This is a genomic window from Granulicella sp. L56 (assembly GCF_009765835.1).
In the GTDB taxonomy this organism is placed as follows: Bacteria; Acidobacteriota; Terriglobia; order Terriglobales; family Acidobacteriaceae; genus Edaphobacter.
The window spans coordinates 809,205-828,150 of the sequence record NZ_LMUS01000006.1; the positions used below are offsets into that span (position 1 = coordinate 809,205).

Annotated in this window: 18 protein-coding genes; 3 read left to right on the plus strand and 15 right to left on the minus strand. The window is 56.2% G+C overall.

Annotated elements, in window-relative coordinates:
* Positions 1–143: 143 nt before the first annotated feature.
* The gene (locus tag GSQ81_RS11310; protein WP_158910846.1) at positions 144–1,163 is read left to right on the plus strand and encodes a LacI family DNA-binding transcriptional regulator; all 1,020 of its coding nucleotides are present in this window, start codon (positions 144–146) and stop codon (positions 1,161–1,163) included.
* Here the strand turns inward: GSQ81_RS11310 and GSQ81_RS11315 are convergent.
* The 14 genes from GSQ81_RS11315 to GSQ81_RS11380 all read right to left on the minus strand — a co-directional run bounded on the left by GSQ81_RS11315 (position 1,160) and on the right by GSQ81_RS11380 (position 17,309).
* Positions 1,160–3,574, minus strand: a complete 2,415-nt coding sequence (locus tag GSQ81_RS11315) for a glycoside hydrolase family 2 protein (protein ID WP_158910847.1) — start codon at positions 3,572–3,574, stop codon at positions 1,160–1,162. The genes GSQ81_RS11310 and GSQ81_RS11315 overlap by 4 nt on opposite strands.
* Positions 3,575–3,612: 38 nt before the next feature.
* Positions 3,613–5,259 carry a DUF5597 domain-containing protein gene (locus tag GSQ81_RS11320; RefSeq protein ID WP_254060133.1) on the minus strand — a complete coding sequence of 549 codons (1,647 nt, stop codon included), beginning with the start codon at positions 5,257–5,259 and terminating at the stop codon, positions 3,613–3,615.
* Between the two features lie 126 nt (positions 5,260–5,385).
* Complete coding sequence (glyS, locus tag GSQ81_RS11325) at positions 5,386–7,488, minus strand: glycine--tRNA ligase subunit beta (protein WP_158910848.1); 2,103 nt, start codon at positions 7,486–7,488, stop codon at positions 5,386–5,388.
* 41 nt (positions 7,489–7,529) lie between these two features.
* Positions 7,530–8,480: a glycine--tRNA ligase subunit alpha gene (locus GSQ81_RS11330; protein WP_158910849.1), complete on the minus strand. Its 951-nt coding sequence runs from the start codon at positions 8,478–8,480 to the stop codon at positions 7,530–7,532.
* Between the two features lie 84 nt (positions 8,481–8,564).
* On the minus strand, positions 8,565–9,317 hold the full coding sequence (recO, locus tag GSQ81_RS11335; RefSeq protein ID WP_158910850.1) for a DNA repair protein RecO: 753 nt from the start codon (positions 9,315–9,317) through the stop codon (positions 8,565–8,567).
* Between the two features lie 94 nt (positions 9,318–9,411).
* A complete protein-coding gene (locus GSQ81_RS11340) occupies positions 9,412–9,672 on the minus strand; it encodes a ferredoxin family protein (protein ID WP_158910851.1) in 261 nt (86 codons plus the stop codon).
* A gap of 153 nt (positions 9,673–9,825) precedes the next feature.
* Positions 9,826–10,701, minus strand: coding sequence for an inositol monophosphatase family protein (locus GSQ81_RS11345; protein ID WP_158910852.1), 876 nt, complete (start codon positions 10,699–10,701; stop codon positions 9,826–9,828).
* A gap of 31 nt (positions 10,702–10,732) precedes the next feature.
* Positions 10,733–11,662, minus strand: coding sequence for a VWA domain-containing protein (locus tag GSQ81_RS11350; RefSeq protein WP_158910853.1), 930 nt, complete (start codon positions 11,660–11,662; stop codon positions 10,733–10,735).
* Positions 11,659–12,111, minus strand: coding sequence for a molybdenum cofactor biosynthesis protein MoaE (locus tag GSQ81_RS11355; protein ID WP_158910854.1), 453 nt, complete (start codon positions 12,109–12,111; stop codon positions 11,659–11,661). Before GSQ81_RS11355 ends, GSQ81_RS11350 begins: the two co-directional genes overlap by 4 nt.
* Positions 12,108–12,374, minus strand: coding sequence for a molybdopterin converting factor subunit 1 (gene moaD, locus GSQ81_RS11360; RefSeq protein WP_158910855.1), 267 nt, complete (start codon positions 12,372–12,374; stop codon positions 12,108–12,110). Before moaD ends, GSQ81_RS11355 begins: the two co-directional genes overlap by 4 nt.
* A 26-nt stretch (positions 12,375–12,400) precedes the next feature.
* The gene (locus tag GSQ81_RS11365; RefSeq protein WP_158910856.1) at positions 12,401–12,952 is read right to left on the minus strand and encodes a DUF488 family protein; all 552 of its coding nucleotides are present in this window, start codon (positions 12,950–12,952) and stop codon (positions 12,401–12,403) included.
* Between the two features lie 76 nt (positions 12,953–13,028).
* Positions 13,029–15,479: an endopeptidase La gene (lon, locus tag GSQ81_RS11370; RefSeq protein ID WP_158910857.1), complete on the minus strand. Its 2,451-nt coding sequence runs from the start codon at positions 15,477–15,479 to the stop codon at positions 13,029–13,031.
* Positions 15,480–15,803: 324 nt separating this feature from the next.
* Positions 15,804–16,361 carry a hypothetical protein gene (locus tag GSQ81_RS11375; RefSeq protein WP_158910858.1) on the minus strand — a complete coding sequence of 186 codons (558 nt, stop codon included), beginning with the start codon at positions 16,359–16,361 and terminating at the stop codon, positions 15,804–15,806.
* 126 nt (positions 16,362–16,487) lie between these two features.
* Positions 16,488–17,309 carry a prephenate dehydratase domain-containing protein gene (locus tag GSQ81_RS11380; RefSeq protein ID WP_158910859.1) on the minus strand — a complete coding sequence of 274 codons (822 nt, stop codon included), beginning with the start codon at positions 17,307–17,309 and terminating at the stop codon, positions 16,488–16,490.
* A 148-nt stretch (positions 17,310–17,457) separates the two neighbouring features.
* On the opposite strand from GSQ81_RS11380, the gene GSQ81_RS11385 reads away from it, so the two are divergent.
* Entirely contained in the window at positions 17,458–17,607 is a 150-nt protein-coding gene (locus tag GSQ81_RS11385) for a lmo0937 family membrane protein (RefSeq protein ID WP_121472057.1), read from the plus strand.
* 55 nt (positions 17,608–17,662) lie between these two features.
* The gene (locus GSQ81_RS11390) at positions 17,663–18,013 is read left to right on the plus strand and encodes a CsbD family protein (protein WP_158910860.1); all 351 of its coding nucleotides are present in this window, start codon (positions 17,663–17,665) and stop codon (positions 18,011–18,013) included.
* Between the two features lie 44 nt (positions 18,014–18,057).
* Here the strand turns inward: GSQ81_RS11390 and GSQ81_RS11395 are convergent, their stop codons facing one another.
* Positions 18,058–18,924, minus strand: a complete 867-nt coding sequence (locus GSQ81_RS11395; RefSeq protein ID WP_158910861.1) for a UbiA-like polyprenyltransferase — start codon at positions 18,922–18,924, stop codon at positions 18,058–18,060.
* Positions 18,925–18,946 lie beyond the last annotated feature (22 nt).

Sequence of the window (18,946 nt, forward strand, 5' to 3'; positions counted from 1 at the left end):
TTTCAGGAAGAGCATTTTAGTTGTAGCTTATTTATTTAGAACGTTTAAGCGCAAAGTGTTCAAAGTATAGTATTGACATAATTGGGCTTATTGCTGAGCCGCCCGGGGGAGGCACCTCGGCAACCTAGAATGGGATTGACAATATGAACATTAAAGCCGTCGCCCGAAGAGCCGGGGTTTCCACTGCCACAGTTTCGCGAACCATCAATGGCTCGGACAAGGTCACCCCTAAGACCGCAGAGCGAGTTCGACGCGCTGTCGAAGCGCTTCAGTTTTATCCCGACACCAATGCCCGCTCTCTCGGCTCCGGACGCAGCAGTCTCTATGGCTTGATCATCTCCGACATCACCAATCCGTTCTTTCCGGAGTTGGTAAAGTCCTTCGAAGACATCTCGGTCGAGCATGGCCAGGAAGTCCTTGTTGCCAATACCAACTACGATCCCGCGCGCATGGAGAGCTGCGTCACGCGCATGATGCAGCGCAAGGTAGATGGTGTCGCCATCATGACCTCCGAGATGGAAGATCGGCTGATCAAGGTCTTCAGCCATAGAAATATTCCCCTGGTATTTATGGACGTCGGAGCGTTGGGCCCTGGAGTAAGCCGTGTCCGCGTAGACCATGCCGCTGGCGTAGCCATGGCGATGGACCATCTTGTAAGTCTCGGCCATAGCAAGATCGCCTTCATCAGCGGCCCGCTCGATTTATTTTCAGCCCGCACCCGCTTCCAGGCATTTCTTCAAAGCCTTGAGAGACACGGGCTCAAACGCGACTCAGCTCTCATTCAAGAGGCCAACCATCGCGCCGACGGTGGCCACGAAGCAATGCTACGGATCCTCAACTCCGGTGCAAAGCCGACAGCGATTGTAGCCTCGAACGATCTGACAGCAATCGGAGCTATGGGAGCAATTCACGAGCGTGGATTGCGCATCCCCGAAGATATCTCGATCGTTGGCTATGACGATATTCAACTGAGCGCCTATACACAGCCCTCGCTGACGACTCTCCGTCTGCCGCGCATCGAAATTGCAACCGCAGCCTTTCGAGCGCTCTATAAGTCATTGCAGTCTAAGACGAAGAAGCCGCAGATTGGCGAGGATTATGATATTCAACCAACATTGATCCTGCGCAAATCCACTGGCCCCGCAATTAGAAGCAACCGCTAAATTAATTCGGAGGGAGCGGCCGTCAGCTTGAATTCGACGGTCTGCGATCCAAGCCGTGGGTGCTTTGCCGTCAGCCTCACGACACCCGCCTGTTCCTTTGCGCGAACCCAGACCGCCCCGGTTCCTCCGATCAGGGCAAATGGATTATCCCCAATAAGCTCGGCAGGCCCCTCCAGCGTGAACAGGATCGGATCATTAGCGTAGGTGCGTACGGCGCCAAATTCATCTGTCACCCGAAGCACCACTCGAGTGGTGTCCGCACCATCGGCTGCAAGGCTCGTGTCATCCGGCAACAGATGGAATTGACGATCAACGCCAAGTCCGGACAACGATTTGGAGATGACCTGCTTGCCCTTCAGATATCCGTCGATACGCAGATCTCCCCAGGAAAATTCAAACTGCTTCGTATCCATCTTCGAAAGCTCAAGGACGAACGGAGGATAAACCAGATTCCCAAATTCCTCCTTGTCGGGATCGAGTTCTGCAAACAAAGTCCATGGATTGCTCTCGAGGCTGCGCTCGCGAAGATAGAACTTCAAATGGTCGCAGTTCGAGCAGACAACGGCCTTCGAGAACCCAACCGACTCATCGCTCTTCGCCCAATGAAATGCAGGCTCCAGAACGACCTCTTCCGCAGGATCGCACTGTGACTTATAGAAGCCTGCTGCCGGTTTGGGCTCGCGGAACATATCGGCAACGCCGTGGTAGCAGATGCGATCGCCGGCCCCAAAATTGGAATGAGTGTTGTAGTCAAAGGCGCACCAACCGATGCCGCCGGCATACTGCGGATCCGATGCAAGCTGATTATGAATGCGGGCATGACGCAGCGTATGCTCACGCTGCCGCTCATCGTCATCCGTCGTCTTTGTCGGAAACGTATGACCTACAAATTCAGTGTTGAGATATCTTGGATGATTTGGCTTCTTAAGGGGAAAGCCGAAATCATTCATCGTAAAGACATCTTCGAGAAACTCCGATTCCTGGAAGTAGCGAATGCCGCCCGTCTGCCGCGTCTGATCGAGAGCATGCGCCAGTGCATTGGTGCGGGTATAGAAGCTGTGATCGTCTTGAGATTCGTTGATGCGCACGCCCCATAAAATAATGGAGGGATGGTTCCAGTCACGCCGAATCATTCTGCCGACATTGTCGATAGAGATCTGCTTCCACGGCTCCGGCCCGATGTGCTGCCACCCCGGAATCTCTTCGAGAACAAGAAGCCCAATCTCGTCGCAACGATCTAGAAAATGCCGCGATTGCGGATAATGCGAGGTGCGGACGATATTGCAGTGCATTCCTTTGCGGAGGATTTCAGCGTCTTTGCGCTGAACGCGTGCAGGCATCGCCTGACCGACAAATGGAAAAATCTGATGCCGATCAAGTCCGCGCAATTTAATAATCGTCCCATTCAATGAGAAGCCATGGTCAGTGAACGTCGCCTCGCGAAATCCAATGCGCCGTGTGTCTTCATCGATCACCTGCCCAGCACGAAGGAGCCGCACATGGACGCTATAAAGATGGGGTCGCTCAAGATCCCATAACTGTACCTTTCCAATGCGATCTAAGGAGACAGTGTGCAGCGCAGGATCTGAAGTAGTCTGTACGCTCGCATATACCGGCGCACTGGTCGTTGGATCGAGCGGAGAGACCGCGTCGCTTGTTGGCACGTATTTTTTTACAAGCTGACTCTGCTTGGCGACAACCTTATCTCCGTCCCGCAGTTCAATCTCAAGCGCGAGCCCATCCTCAGGATGAGGGCCCGCAAGAAAACAATCCACATCAAGAGACGGAGAATCACCCAAAACATCCTTGGGGTGAGCAAAGATATTGTCGATAAATGTGGGCGAAACAACTCGCAGCGACACTTCGCGATAGATGCCACCGAAGGTCATGTAGTCAATCTCATATCCAAAGGGTGGAATATCGGCGCGCTCTGTCGAATCAACCTGAACGACCAGCACATTGTCTGCATCAGGATGAAGATGAGGCGTGAGCTCAAAGGAGAATGGCGTATAACCACCCTTGTATTCGCCAAGAGAGACGCCATTGATCCAGACAGTAGATGCCGTCATCACGCCTTCAAAATCGACAAAAACTCGCTTGCCTTTAGCGCTCGCCGGATACTTGAAGCGTCGCCGATAGGTGGAAACAAACTCATAATCCTTGTCATCAAAGTTGTGCCATGGAAGACGGACATTCGTGTGCGGTACGACGACTCGCTCAAACGAAGAGTCATCAAATTCGGGAGCGTGCGCGCCTTCTACTTTCGCAGGATGGTAGCGCCAGTTGCGGTTTATCGGAATAACAGAGCGTGTAGGAGTGCTCTCCGCCGATGAGGCAAGTGCCGCAGCGCTGGGAAGGGTAGATGCAGCAAGAAGTGTGCCTGTCGTTTTGATGAAATCGCGTCTCAACATAAAGTTCTCCAATATTCTTCGATCCTGAAACCCACCTACTATTTTTGACGCACGTCACGGTCATAAAGAGGAAGCGTGTGCAGCCGAATACGAACCACTGATTTAGTTACGCCCCTGAAGTTCAATCCACGATCCGTCTGATCTCCATTCCAGATGCGTGAAGCCTGCCAAACGCCATTGACATATCCGCCCTCATCGGCGCTGAGAATCTCCAATTGCTCGTTCTTCGCCCCGGCTCCAGAAGCCTCGTTCACTTTGAAACTGACGCTCGCATCGAAGCCTGTCACCAGAAACTCCAAGGGGCCTAGCTGAGCCACGATCGCCCTGCCGTGGTCATCAGCAGTTCCGGGAGGTACTTCGCCATCCCGCTGCGGAAAACCGAACGACACCACTGCATCCACTCCGTCGAAATGCAGAGACTCCCGGGTCGCGCCTTTTTGTTCGACCGCAGTTTGCAGCTTGCCTTCGAAATTCAGCTTGGCGATCTCTCGATCCATGGGGCCTACGAGCGCATAGTTCTCGGATAAAGACTCAGGCACCTTCTGCTCCGTGCCCCACCATCCCGTATAGTCCACGCCAAAGGGAGAGAAGCCAATCGCACCATGACCGAGAGCATAAAAGAAATATTTACCGAAGTTCGCGGTCCTTCCGGTCTCTGGGATAAAGAGCGCATTGTCGTTCCGATGGTAAGTCGCAACCGTCTTGCGATACAGCTCTACATCATTGGAGTAAAAGTCAGGTGCGAGAACATCGATCGACGGTGCAGCCGCTTTCCATATGCCGATGTTGCCCTGCTGTGGGCCTCCGCTCGGATACTCTTGTCCAGGACTGGCGTGGTCACGATTTTCAAGCGCAGCGACAGGATAAGTAATCCACACGTTGCAATACATCGGCAGCGGATACTCCGCCTTCCCCGCTCGCGCCACCTCATTGATATACCGTGCCGTCGAGTATGCGGCGAAGCGCTCGTCCGCATCCGCGCCAAAGACCTGCGACCATGTCCCGGAAGCAAGATGAAGAGCATTTACCAGCGAGGAGGGAACGTGCGTGTTGAAGTCTTTCTGCGCGGCAGGCGAGAAATCGCGAACCGATCCAATCGATCCCGATTCATTTTCAACCTGAATCATGATGACCGTGTGCTGGGCAGAATCGATCTCTTTGACATGCCGCATAAGAGCCGAGAAGGCAGACTTATCTGCATCAAGGTTACTCTCCGAGTTAGGAGAAAGAACGTCAAGAACCTTGCCATACAAACTTACTTCCCGCGGATACTTCTCAGGATGCGTCTTCACCCATTCCGGGACATAATGCGCCTGGCCATTCTTCCATGTGCCAAACCAGAGCAACACCAGATGCAGATGATGCTCCCGTGCACCATTCACCAAAAGATCAACGCCTGCAAAATCGAACTTGCCCGGTTCCGGCTCCATCGTCTCCCAATAGACAGGCGCTTCAACCGTATTGACGTGCATGTCTTCGAGAGCTGGCCAGACTTTGGGCAGTTCACTCGCCCACGAACTGGAGTTATTAATTTGAGCGCCGAGCATCAGGAATGGCTGTCCGTCAACGATCAGCGCGAAACGGCCATCCTTCTTTTCCAGATGAGGGATGTCGTCGGCGAAGGAATAGAGGGACAGACTACACAGGACGATCAGTAAGGTGGCAGCGCGAGAAAAGTGTGTCAAGGATGACTCCGATCCATCGAACGATTAATGGCAATACCCACTAGACGACAAAATCATTTCAATGTAAAGCGTTACATCATTTCCCGTCGTGGTCACGAATGCACCCCAATTTGGAGGATATTTGATCTATCCAGCCGTCACAATCTCGGAAAAATCCGCGATCCCCGAGAAATCTCCCAGCACCTTTGTAAGAAGCGCAAGCCGATTTGCTCGAACCTCAGCCTCAGGTGCCATCACCATCACACCGTCAAAGAAGGCATCGACCTGCGGACGCAGCGTGGCAATCGATTCGAGTGCAGCTTTATAGTTCTTCTCCGCGCGCAAGGCCGACACTCGCACTGCCAGCTCTGCAGAGCGCTGTGCCAAAGCCTTCTCTGTAGCCTCCGCCAGAAGAGCATCTTCTACGCGAGCACCCGGAGCGATTCCCTTCTCCGCCGCCTGGGCCAGAATATTCTTCATTCGTCTGAAAGCCGCCGAGACTGCTGCAAAATCATCTGACCCACGCACAGCCGTCACTGCCTCCGCGCGGGCTACAGCATCCCGCACATCCTCTGCTCCGGCCGCCAGCACTGCCTTCACCACATCGTAGGCCTGTCCGCGAGCCTCTCTCAGATAGAACTCTAGCCGCTCGGCAAGGAATCCACGAACCTTGGCTGCCAGAGCCTCATTCTGCCCGCAAGCTGCGGCAGCGACTTCAGCCAGCGTCAACGGCAATGCGACTGTCGTCTCCGCCAGAATTTTCACAATTCCGTTAGCCGCCCGCCGCAACGCAAACGGATCTTTGGATCCTGTTGGTTCCATCCCCAGACCAAACATTCCAGCAATGGTGTCTGCCTTGTCGGCAATCGCCAATACCCCGCCCTCCACGGTGCGCGGGACCGAGTCCTCCATCGACACCGGCTTGTACTGGTCATAGATTGCATCGGCAGCCGCCGCGCTGAACCCCTGCGCCCGTGCATACAGGCCGCCGACAATTCCCTGCAACTCGGTAAACTCCTTCACCAATTCACTCGTCAAGTCCGTCTTGGCCAGCGAAACCGCCTCATCGAGTGCCACCGGATTCAGCTCGCACTTACGCTGAAGCAACAGTCCAGCCAGTCCGGACGCCAGCTTCCGCACCCGCAAACTCTTCGCGGCATAGCTGCCAAGATCTTTCTGGAACGTCACATTCTTCAGCAACTCCACCCGGTCCGCCAGAGGCACTCGCTGGTCGAACTCCCAGAAGAATCTCGCATCATTGAAGCGCGCTCGCAGCACCCGCTCGTTTCCGTGCCGAATCACCGCCAGCCCTGTTTCATTCGCCTCGGTGTTCAAAACCGCCAGAAAATGCGGAGCGAGCTTGCCGGTTTTGTCCTCCACTGCGAAATATTTCTGATGGTCACGCATCACCGTCACCAGAACTTCTTCCGGGAGTGTCAGGTACTCCGGCTCAAACCCGCCCATCACCACCGAAGGCCACTCTGTAAGCTGGGTAACAGTCTCAACCAGTTCCTCGTCCTCGCGCCAACGGGCTCCAACGACGGTACGCGTCACAGCATCCAGAGCCTTACGAATCCTCTGCCGACGAACCTCAACATCGGCCACGACAAAGCTCTTCTCCAGCGTCGTTTCATACTCACTCGGCGACTTCAGAGCAATCGGCTCGTCTCCGAACAGCACCCGATGCCCATAAGTCACAGAACCGGCCTCGTAACCACCAAAACTGACTTTTACCAGCTTCGCTCCCAGCAGCGCGACCATCCAGCGCACAGGGCGCACGAACCGTTCGGGCCGGCCAGCGCGCCAGTACATGTTCTTGGCCCAGTAAATTCCCGCAAGCTCTTTGGGCAACTCAGACGCGATCACATCTGCTGCGTTGAGCCCTTGTTTTGTTGAGGTCGCCGCTATGTACTCCCCCTTGGGAGTGGTGATGGTCTTAAGGGAAGCGACAGTTATACCCGCTTTTTTGGCAAATGCCTCCGCGGCAGGAGTGGGCACACCGTCTTTATAAGCCACCTTTACCGAGGGGCCAACCAACTCTTCAGTGATGTCCTGCTGGCGCTCGGCCACGTTCGCCACCCAGACAGCGAGGCGCCGGGGCGTGGCGAAGCTCTTGCTCGCAACTCCGGCAGAGACAAGCCTCTCCCGCTCCAGCATTGCCACCACGCGCTGCTGCAACTCTGCCTGCGCGCCGGCAATCATGCGCGCGGGAATTTCTTCCAGACCAATCTCGAACAGAAACTCCGCCATAACCTTCCTTACGTTTTCGATATTTCGCTTGAAATGATTCGCTAAACTGCTGCTTCTAAGAGTTGCCCCTGCGCGGCGTAGATCCTGGCCACACCTACGACCAGCGTCCTGATCCGGGCCATGACTCCCACTCGCTCCGTGACGGAGATAGCTCCGCGCGCGTCCAGCAGGTTGAAGACATGAGAGCACTTAAGGGCCAGCTCATAAGCTCCCAGCACAGGGAAACGCTTCAGTTCGAGGGGGTCCATCTTTTCAAAATTCTTAGCCTGATTCAGCAGGCTAAGGCACTCTGACTCGTAGAGGTTCAAATGCTCCCACAGCTTACTGACATCGGCATAATCAAAGCTGTACGCCGAGAACTGCTCCTCTTCCGCAAGCCGCATTTCGCCGTAAGTCACCTTGCGGCCAGTATCTGGCTCAACTGCCCAGACGATGTCGTAAATGGAATCCACATCCTGCAAAAATCCCGCGATTCGCTCCAATCCGTAGGTAATCTCACCGCAGATCGGATCGAGGTCCATGCCTCCGCATTGCTGAAAGTAGGTGAACTGCGTGATCTCGAGGCCGTCGAGCATAACCTGCCACCCTACACCCCAGGCTCCGCCCACGGGCCACTCCCAGTTGTCTTCTTCAAACTTGATATCGTGCTCGCGAAGGTCAATTCCTATCGCCGTCAGCGACTCCAGGTACAGCTCCTGAATACGCACCGGAGGTGGTTTAAGGATGACCTGCAGTTGAGTATGGCGGAAGAGACGATTGGGGTTTTCGCCGTAACGGCCATCGGCAGGGCGGCGCGAAGGCTGCGCGTAGGCAATCCGAACCGGCTTGGGGCCGAGCACGCGCAGAAAGGTGTCGGGCGACATCGTGCCTGCGCCAACTTCAACATCGTAGGGCTGTTGCAGCACACAGCCCTGGTCGGCCCAGAACCGCTGCAAGGTAAATAAAAGCTCCTGAAATGTAAGCGCTGCCTTCTTCTCGCCTGTCGCCTGCATGGGTCTCTTTTCTGCTAACTATTTATGTACTCAATTATCCAGTTATTTAACCGATTCTAAATGGTGTTCATTTTTGGAAGAAGTTCAGAGGGTATTTTTACCGGTTCGAGTCAAAACACGGGCGCTGGCCAGCTTTCGTTCAAGATGGCGCTCCAGGGTGTCGATGGCGAATCGCTGTAGGTTTGCCAGTTGCTGGGCTTGCCATTGCTCCTTTGCCAGTTCGCGCACTGTGCCGCGGAAGATGCGCCCAGCGATGGCTGCGGACTCCGCCGGGAGCGCGATGCCACTGTTCCGGCGATCGTCGGAACAAGTCACTCCATCGCTAGTAGCCGAGTACCAGACGGCGCCGCCGCGCAGATCGAGCCCACACACGACACAGTGGCCGAGCTCGGGCATCCAGCCCATCAGGCGGTTCATCCACAAAGCGAAGTAAGTGACAGGGACAGAGGTGCTTCCGACCTGAATCTCTTCAAGAACGGCAAGGGCCAGCCGGAATACCGCATCTTCAGGAGCCTGCTCAGGCAGAGCTTCTTCAAGGACTTCGGCCACCAATTGCAGAGCCGCGGTCCGAGCGTAGTCGATGGGCCGGCTTAGCGGAGAGGAAAGAATCTCGAAGGCATCGAGCCGCACAAGTTCCTGCCGGGGCCGCTCGGCGTAGGTGGCGCGAACATGGGTCATCGGCTCCAGCGCTCCACCGAAGCGGCGTCGAGAGCGCATGGCGTGTCGGGCTACCCCCTTGATGCGGCCCTGTTCGCGCGTAAAGAGGCTGACAAGGAGATCCGCCTCCTGAAAGGGCCATGCCCGTAAAACAATCGCCTCGCTCTGCCGCTCTATCATTCGCTACTCTGAGGTTCAGGGTAATGCAGGGTCGACCAATGCAAAACGCGCAGCCGTTGGGCTGCGCGTTGCATTGATTGCTGCGTCGGCTGAACTAGCGGCCGAAGTGGCTGGCGTTCTTGGTCTGGTACTCTGCCCATTTCTCGGGCAGGTCGTCGCCGGCATAGATCGCAGAGACCGGGCAGACAGGAACACACGCGCCGCAGTCGATGCACTCGACCGGATCGATAAACAGTTGCTCGGAGTCGGCATAGCCGTCCTCATCCTTCTTCGGGTGGATGCAGTCCACCGGGCAGGCGTCTACGCAAGCCGAGTCCTTCGTCCCGATACAAGGTTCCGCAATCACATAAGCCATCTCGTTAAATCTCCCTTTTTACAACTTGAAAAGCACTGGTTGTGTCTGAGCTTGTGTCTCGATTTTAGCAGCACTTGTCGGGTGCGCTGCAAATGAACTTCCCCGCAAATATAGGACTTTTCTGGACCTATTTCGAGTTGAGGCCCTTCGCGATTACTTTGCGGCCTCGGCGCGTCTGGCGGCAAACTCCGCTGGCGTGGGGATTGGGTCCAATCCTCTACCGGCGAAGAGTTCGACGAAGATGTGCTTCATCTCCGGCAGAATGAGGCCATTGGTGGCAAGCACTTCGCGGCTGTCGAGCGTGAACTTGCCGCCGTCGAAATGAGTCACCGTTCCGCCAGCCTCGGCCACCAGAAGAACTCCGGCCGAGGTATCCCAGGGGTTGAGGTTGAACTCCCAGAAGCCGTCGAGCCGTCCGCAGGCGACATACGCCAGATCAAGCGCGGCAGAACCCGCGCGGCGAACACCGTGCGAGCGCAGCGTGATCTCCTGGTAAAAGTGGACATTGGGGCTGGCGTGGCGCTTGCGGCTCGGGAAGCCGGTCGCCGTAAGAGACTCCTGCAGCGTCTTCGTCTTGGAGACATGGATGGCGCGGCCATTGAGGAATGCGCCCTTACCGCGCTCGGCGGAGAACATCTCGTTGCGAAGAGGATCGTAGATGACCCCGGCAACCATCTCTCCGTCCGCATCTGCAGCCAATCCGGGAGGACGATGTTCAAGCCCCAGCACCACGCAAAAAGCCGGAAAACCATGGGCGAAGTTGGTAGTGCCGTCGAGCGGATCGACATACCAGCGATACTCACTATCCAACTGGTCACGGGTTCCCTCTTCGCCGTAGACGCCGTGGGTGGGAAAGGCCGCCTTCAGCTTTTCACGGATAAGCTGCTCGCTGGCGCGATCGGCCTCGGTAACGATGTCCACGTCACCCTTGTACTCGGTGGAGACACCTTTTTCGTAAAACTTGCGGAGCAGAGCCCCGGCTTGGCGCGCGATTCCGTCGGCGGTATGGGCAAATTCAAATTTGTTCACTAGCTACCTCTCAGTCTTCTCACTCATAAGACTAACGCGCATCGGAATAGTACCCCGTGCGATAGCGCAGAGAATATTTGCTCCCCAGGGCCGGGTCGTTCATCTGCACGCCGATCTTACGCAACGACTGATCGTGGCGCACCCCCTGCGGAGCGTAATAGCCAATGACGTACTGGGTGCGAAGGTCGTCGGAGATGTGCGCGAAGGCTGCATCAAGATTTTTGGGATCTTCGACGTAGTAGTACTTGCCGCCGGTGTCCTCGGACATCTGGATGAGAGCATGTTCGCCGCCGGTATTGCGCCCAGCATCGGCCTCGACGGGCACAATAATGAGCGAGTAAATCATGACTCCGGCGCGCTGGGCCTGCTCTAGAGCCTGCTCATAGCGTGTGTCTTTCGTGTCGACGCCGTCGGTGATAAGGACGAGGACACGACGGCGGCCCGCATCCTGGCGGGTTTGCGAGAGTCGCTGGGAGGCGAGGTAGATCGCATCGTACAAAACGGTTTCGTCGCCAGGCTGCAAGTTGTTCAGACCGTGCTCGATCTGCTTCTTCTGGTTGGTAAAGGGGACGATCTCGCGAACGGTATCGGAAAAGTCCATAAGGTCGAACTCGTCCTGATCGCGCAGGATAGCGTTGACGAAGTGCTTGGCCGCCTCTTTTTCAAGGCGCTCGTTGTTGAAGACGCTCTCGCTTGTATCAAGGGCAAGGACAATGGAGAGCGGAGTAGTCGACTCTTTTTCGAAAAAGGCTATCTTTTGCGGATGGCTGTCTTCGCTGATCTGAAAGTCAGTTTGAGTAAGGCCGGGAACAGGCGCTCCATGGGCGTCGGTGACGTTGACAGCCACGTTGACCAGACGGGTCTCGACCTTGATGGTAGGCACCTGTTGCGGAGGCGGACGGCGCTCGATAGGGGCCTGGGGCAGCAACACGGCAGCGAGAGCAAGGGCGGCGAGCTTCATCCGCGCGTCTCCTTTGCGGCGACCAACTCGTCGGGAAAGGGCTCACCCGCGGCCCAGACGACTCCGTCAGCGAAGTACTCCTTCTTCCAGATGGGAACAGTCTTTTTGAGCGTATCGATGAGCCAGCGGCAGGCATCAAAAGCGGCTGCACGATGGGCCGAAGCGACAACGATCAGGACGCTGGTCTCGCCTACTTCAAGGCGTCCAAGGCGGTGCAGGAGAGTCACGTCGCGGATAGGGAATTTCGCGAGCGCCTCGGCTGCAAGACTGCGCATCTGGTTCAGCGCCATCTCCTCGTAGGCTTCGTAGTCGAGGAAGAGGGTCTGCCGCCCCCGGGTATTATTGCGGACGATGCCGTCGAAGACGCAGACCGCGCCGTCGGGGGCAGACTTGATCTCTTCGAGTGCCTGCGCCGAGGGGATGACCGCTGTACTGAGCTCGACTCTCATACCTCGCACCTGCTTGGTGCGCCTCCACTGACCGGAGGTAGCAGGGCTACTTCGTCGCCTTCGCGCAGCGTGGTCGAAAGTGCGGCATACTCTTGATTGACGGCCACGGCAAGCGCCCTCCAGACGTCGCTCTGCTTAGACGTTTGAGCGCGTAAAAGGCTGAGGAGAGAGTCGACAGTTGCGCCGTCGGGCAGGTCGATGGGCTCGCGCTCGCTTGCGAAGAGGTCTTTCAGGGTTCCGAAGTAGAGCACGTTGACGCGCATGTGGGTAGGATATCGCGCTAACGAGTTTAGTCGAACAGGCGCGGATTGGCTTCCTCTTCGGGCGACGGATACCAGAGGCGGCGGCCTTCAATCCGGGCAAACTTCGTCAACTCGTGCGGCTTGCGAAAGCTGCGCCCAGTAGCAGGAACGAAGATATCTTCCACACTGCCGCCGCAGGCAAGCACAGCGTCTCCGATGAGTGAGCGGTGGCACCGCCAGGGCACAGCTTCGGCACACATAATCGCCGTTGCGTCGAGGTCTGGCAGAGCCATCAGCCAGTCGATCTGAGCGGAATATTCGGAAGTCTGCATATAGTCGGCATAGCCACGGAAACTTTCGTTGCGCCACCCTCGGTTAATGCTGTCTTTGTGGGTGGGGCGGCGGCCTCCGAGCGCTTTTCTCCAGACGGGAGTAATACCTGCGGCTTCGAGGGCTGCGAAGAGAGTTGGCTGCTCGAACTGTGGATTATGGCGGGAGCGAGGGATCGTTCTGACATCAATGAGCACGCGGCAGCCGTTGTCTTTAAGAGCCTGAATGAAGACTTCGAGCGGCAGCGTAGAGTGGCCAACTGTCATCATGAAAGCTTGTCCTCTCTGCGAAAGAAAAGCGGCCCCTTTTTCGGAGCCGCTTTTTTGTTGGATTGCGAGACTGCTTTTAGACGGCTGCCTGCAAGACCTCTTCGCGGATTTGCTCATCCTGCGCTGCCTCGCGCTTCGTGTGAGGCAGAGCTACGGCAAGCACATCCTCAATGTGCGAGGCGTAGTGGATCGTAACCCCCTCGGTCTGGTCGGGCGTCAGGTCTTCGTCCACCTGCTGCTTGCACTCGATGGGCATGATAACGTCACGGACGCCAGCGCGTTTGGCGGCAAGAAACTTCTCCTTGATGCCGCCTACCGGCAGGACATTCCCGCTGAGCGTAATCTCTCCGGTCATCGCCGTAAGCGGATGAATCGGAGTATTCGTCAGCAGGCTGACCAGCGCCGTAGCCATGGTTACGCCAGCCGAGGGACCATCCTTCGGGATAGCTCCGGCAGGCACATGGATGTGCAGGTCGGTGTCCTTGGTGAAATCCTCGTCGAGCCCAAAGGATGCCGCGTTCGACCGAACCCAGGTGAGCGCAGCCTGCATGCTCTCCTTCATCACGTCGCCGATCTGGCCGGTGATCGTGAAGCCGCCCTTGCCCTTCATGCGGTTGGCTTCGATGAAGAGCACATCGCCACCCGCCGGTGTCCAGGCGAGGCCTACCGCGACGCCTGCTCGCTTGGTGCGCTCTGCGATCTCAGTGTCGACGCGAACCTTGATGCCGCCAAGGAACTCGTGCACGATCTCCGGCGTAATGACGACCTTCTCCGTTTTACCTTCGGCTACGCGACGGGCCACCTTGCGGCAGACCGTTCCGATCAGCTGTTCGAGCTTGCGAACACCTGCCTCGCGAGTGTAGTGACGCGCGATCAGGTGCACGCTTGCCGTTGGAAACTCGACAATCTCAGGATTGATGCCGTTCTCCTTGATCTGGCGCGGAATCAGGTAGCGCTCGGCGATGTTGACCTTCTCTTCCTCGGTGTAGCCGGTCAACTCGATGATTTCCATGCGGTCCAGCAGCGGCGCAGGCACCGTGTCGAGCTGATTGGCGGTGCAGATGAAGAGCACCTTGGAGAGATCGAACGGCTGGTCGAGATAATTGTCGCGGAACGTATTGTTCTGTTCCGGGTCCAACGTCTCAAGCAGCGCGCTGGCAGGGTCGCCACGGAAGTCGCGGCCCAGCTTGTCGATCTCGTCGAGCATAAAGACGGGATCGTTGGTCTCGACGCGCTTCAGGTTCTGGATGATCTGACCGGGGAGCGCACCGATGTAGGTACGGCGATGACCGCGAATCTCGGCCTCGTCGTGCATACCGCCCAGCGAGATGCGGGAGAACTTGCGTCCCAGCGCCTTGGCGATGCTGCGGCCAAGCGAAGTTTTACCCACGCCCGGAGGCCCGACAAAGCACAGGATCGGCCCCTTCATATCCGGCTTCAAGCGACGCACGGAAAGGTAGTCGAGGATGCGATCCTTCACCTTCTGCAAGCCGTAGTGATCGGTGTCGAGAATCTCCTTCGCCTTGACGATGTCGATCTCGCTGGCGGAACTCTTTGCCCATGGCAACACAGCCAGCCACTCCACATAGTTGCGGGTGAGGCTGTAGTCGGCAGCCATGGCGTTCATGCGGCTGAGGCGGGAAAGCTCCTTGAGGGCATCTTTCTTGACCTCTTCGGGCATTCCAGCGTTTTCGATCTTCTCTTTCAACTCGGCAATATCCTTTTGCGAGTCATCGAGATCGCCCAACTCCTTCTGAATGGCCTTCATCTGCTCGCGCAGGTAGTAGTCGCGCTGCGACTGCTGCACCGAGTCCTGCACCTCGCTCTGAATCTTGTTGCGAAGCTGCTGGACCTCAAGCTCCTTGGCGAGATGCTTGTTGATGCGCTCCAGACGAGCGGAGACATCCGGAGTTTCGAGTAACTCCTGCTTGTCGGTCGTTGTAAGGAACGGCAACGACGAGGCGATGAAATCCGCCAAACGGCCCGGCTCTTCGATGTTGATGGCGATGGTTTGCAGATCGTCCGACAGCGTCGGCGACGAGGTCACGATGGACTGGAACTGGCTGACGACATTGCGCTGCAGGGCCTCCGCCTCAGGCGAAGCCGTGGGCTCGATCTCTTCGATGGTCTCGGCTTCGGCCATCATGAAGGGGGTCAACTGCGAAAATTCGCCCAGATGCACACGCTCGTTGCCTTCGGTGAAGACGAAGAGGCTCTGGTTGGGCATCTTGACGACTTTGTGGACAGTCGCACGGGTGCCAATGGCATATAAATCCGCGGGCTGCGGCGTATCCTGACGTGCGTCGCGCTGGGCCACCACAAGGATGGTCTTCTCTTCACCGAGCGACTGAATGAGCTGGATGGAGCTTTCGCGACCCACCGTCAGAGGAAGAACGGCATGAGGGAAGAGCACGGTATCGCGAACGGGAAGGACCGGAACCGGTCTCTTTGCAACTGCCTGCTCTTCAGCAGTTTCTCCGTTTTTGGATGCCTTCGGTTGAATTACACTTACGAAATCGTTCGACATTGAGTGTCCCTCTATCAGATTACCAGCTATTGGATGCAGCAAGTCATAATCTGGTCGCAACCCGATCCCCTGCCCTGTAAGACGCCGTCTGGCCTCCCTCCGTCATCGGCGTGGCAGCTTTATTCATGAGGAGCTGTGGATATCCATCTGCCGCGGACTTTGCCAGCGAAAAATGCCGCCATACTCGATTTTTCATTGAAAACAAAAAAGTTAAAGCGGCGATAACAAACTTGGCTGAGCATAATAGAAGGGCCGTGACAGCATTAGCCCATTTTCCCAGATTCGAGATGAATGGATGGAGAAAAACTAGAAGACGACTCGCTTCTAAATGCTAGTGGTGCCGAGAGAGCTTCGTGCCTGAAGAAATACATCAAAAAACTCGCTCTTAGGCCAGCTCCTAACCTCATTGAGTGCGTCGACTGGAGCAAATTTGGTGAACAATTCGCGCCCCTTTTGTGTGAGCAAGTCCGGCCTATTCAGATGAAACCACCACAAAAACGCTGACTCATATTCGTTGGCTGGTATGTCGACAGAACGCAGTCCCAAGATGGAGAATATGAAGAATATTTCGGCCAAAACTGGTTGAAGCTCGATCGTTCCATTCGGATCATGGTCGGCGTGTTTGAAGAAGTTAGCCCCCTTCTTTACGTGGGCTGCAAATACCCGTCTAAACCGCTCGGGAACAGCTATGGCATCGAAAATTAGGGTTTGTGTCCGGCCCTGCTTCTTGCTGATGGCATGTACGACCTCGTAAGCAGCATAAGCAAGTGCATGTATCGAAACCTGGTCTTTGTCGCGGAACCAAAGCTCTATTGCGGTGGCTAATTGCCTCCTCGCAGCCTCCAGTTTTGACACGGTTACAGCGGCTGGTAGCTCCGGCATACACTCTTAGCCCCATACGGTGAATTAGGCTTATTCTACGCGGGAGTACCCTAGAGCCATGAGTAAACCTTGGATGTATATTATTACCGTTAAATAAATACAAACCAAGACGCCTCAACCGGAACGCTATGCTGCCTTATACCGGCCCAGAACTTTGACCATCCGACAGTGCTGGCGCAACGCAGCGATGGCGGCATCGGCTTTTACTGCGTCTTCAAAGCGAATATCCACGTAAAAAGCATACTCCCAGGGGCTGCCGGGGACTGGGCGGGATTCGATTTTGGTCAGATCCATGCCCGCTTCGGCCAATCGCACGAGCGCAGCCACCAGCGTTCCGGGACGATGCTCGATGGCGAAGGCCACGCTCATCTTGTCTGCTTTCTCCAATTCGGCGACGTCTTGGGCAGCGTCATCGCGGCGTATGAGGTGGAAGCGGGTGTAATTTTCGGCGTGGTCTTCGACTCCGGCCAGCAGGACTTCGCCGCCGTATTCGGTGGCAGCCAGCACGGGGGCCATGCCGGCAACGTCGCGCAGACCAGCTTCCATTACGTGCTTCACGCTGCCTGCGGTGTCGTAGAACGATACAACTTCAAACTCCGGATGGCTGGCGAGAAAGTGGCGGCACTGCGAAAGGGCCACCGGATGCGAGATCACCTTGCGGATGTCAGCAAGCTTTACGCCGGGCATCGCAATCAGGTTGTGGCGAATATGCATCAGGCTCTCGCGCTCGATGCGCACGGGAAGTTCCAGCAGCAGGTCGTAGTGCTCGGCGACTGAGCCGTGGAGACTGTTTTCAATGGGCAACACCGCGCCGTCGACCTCGCCTGATACAACCTTTGCCAATACTTCGGCTGATACACTGCAGGGGACAATCTCTGCGTTCCCCAGCATCTGAAGGGTCGCCATATGGCTATTCGACCCCAACTCTCCCTGAATCGCAATCCTCAAATCAGACCCCTCAAAAGTCTTATTTTAGTGCTCGCTGGCAACCTCGCCCTCAGACCCGGCAACTTACAGAAAGGCCATGTGCCCTTGCAGTGATTGATTGCAAACTGCAGAAACAAGCACCGGACATCAACTTTCAGGAGAACGACCAATGCTTTGGACTATCACGATTATCCTCTTCATTCTCTGGATCGTAGGACTCGTCAGCAGCTATACGCTTGGCGGCTGGATTCATATCCTTCTGGTCCTTGCCATCATCGTTCTTATCTTCAATCTTTTGTCCGGCAGACGAGCGCTTTAGCCCGGCCGACGAACGCGATACGGCCCACAACCCAAGCTGGAAACGGAGCGATTCAATGAACAAGGAAAATGTAACAGGTAAATTTGACCAGGTTGCAGGCAAAGTCAAACAGAAGGTCGGCGAAGCAGTTGGAGACCAGAAACTTGCCAATTCCGGCGCAGCCCAGCAAGTGAAAGGCGCGGCGAAAGAAGCCTGGGGCAACGCCAAGGATACGGCAGCCGCTGCAAGCGACAAAGCCAGCGCACAGAGTCAAGTAGAAGGCGCAGATCTGAAGCACCGCGCCGAAGACAAAGCCCATGACGTCCGCGAGAAGATCACCTCGACCGCTCAGAACGTCAAGGATAAGATCAATGCAAAGCTGGACGACGTGAAGCATCACGATGATGATGTACGGCAAGTTCACTAAGCCGTAGCAGGTCACAAAAAAGCCCACCATCACTGGTGGGCTTTTTATCGCCGCAACAGAACATCTGCCGCGACGAAGCCAAAAAACACCACCGAAATAACGCCGTTCAAAGTAAAGAAAGCCGCATTCATCCGGCGCATGTCTTTGGGAGAGATAATCAGGTGCTCATAGAGCAGCAGTAACCCCACCAGTACCACGCCCAACACAGCGACCTTGCCCAGTCCAAAGAGCACAATCAGCCAGCAGAGCATCAGCAGCATCCCAATGTGCATGGCCCGAGCGATCCAGAAAGCAGCCCCGACGCCAAAGGCCTGCGGAATGCTGTTCAGCCCTGCCTTGCGATCATGCTCGAAGTCCTGGCAAGCATAGAGCACGTCGAAGCCGCCAACCCAAAGAAGCACCGCAGCGGTAAGCACGACTATGCGGACATCGAGCGAGCCACGCACCGCGATCCACGCAGCCGAAGGGGCAATCCCTAATGCCAGACCGAGAACTAAGTGCGACCAGCGCGTGATGCGTTTCATGTAGCTATACGCCAGCACCACGGCAAGCGCCAGCGGAGCAAGCTCCAGCGTAAGTTTGTTCAACTCCGCCGCACCCACCGCGAAGAGGACGACGGACACCACAACGAAGCCGCCTACAAAATTACTGCTCAGCATTCCTGCGGGGATGGCACGCATAGCAGTTCGCGGATTTACTGCATCGAGCCGCGCGTCGACCAGCCGGTTGAACGCCATCGCCGCCGAGCGCGCCGCCACCATACAAACTACGATCCAACCCAACACACGCAGCGGAGGCCAGCCATGCGCAGCCAACACAGCGCCTGTAAGCGCGAACGGCAAGGCAAAGATCGAGTGTTCCCACTTGATCATCTCAAACGTTACCGCTGTACTCTTCCACAATGAGGTCATTCCTCTATCGTAAAAGAGATAA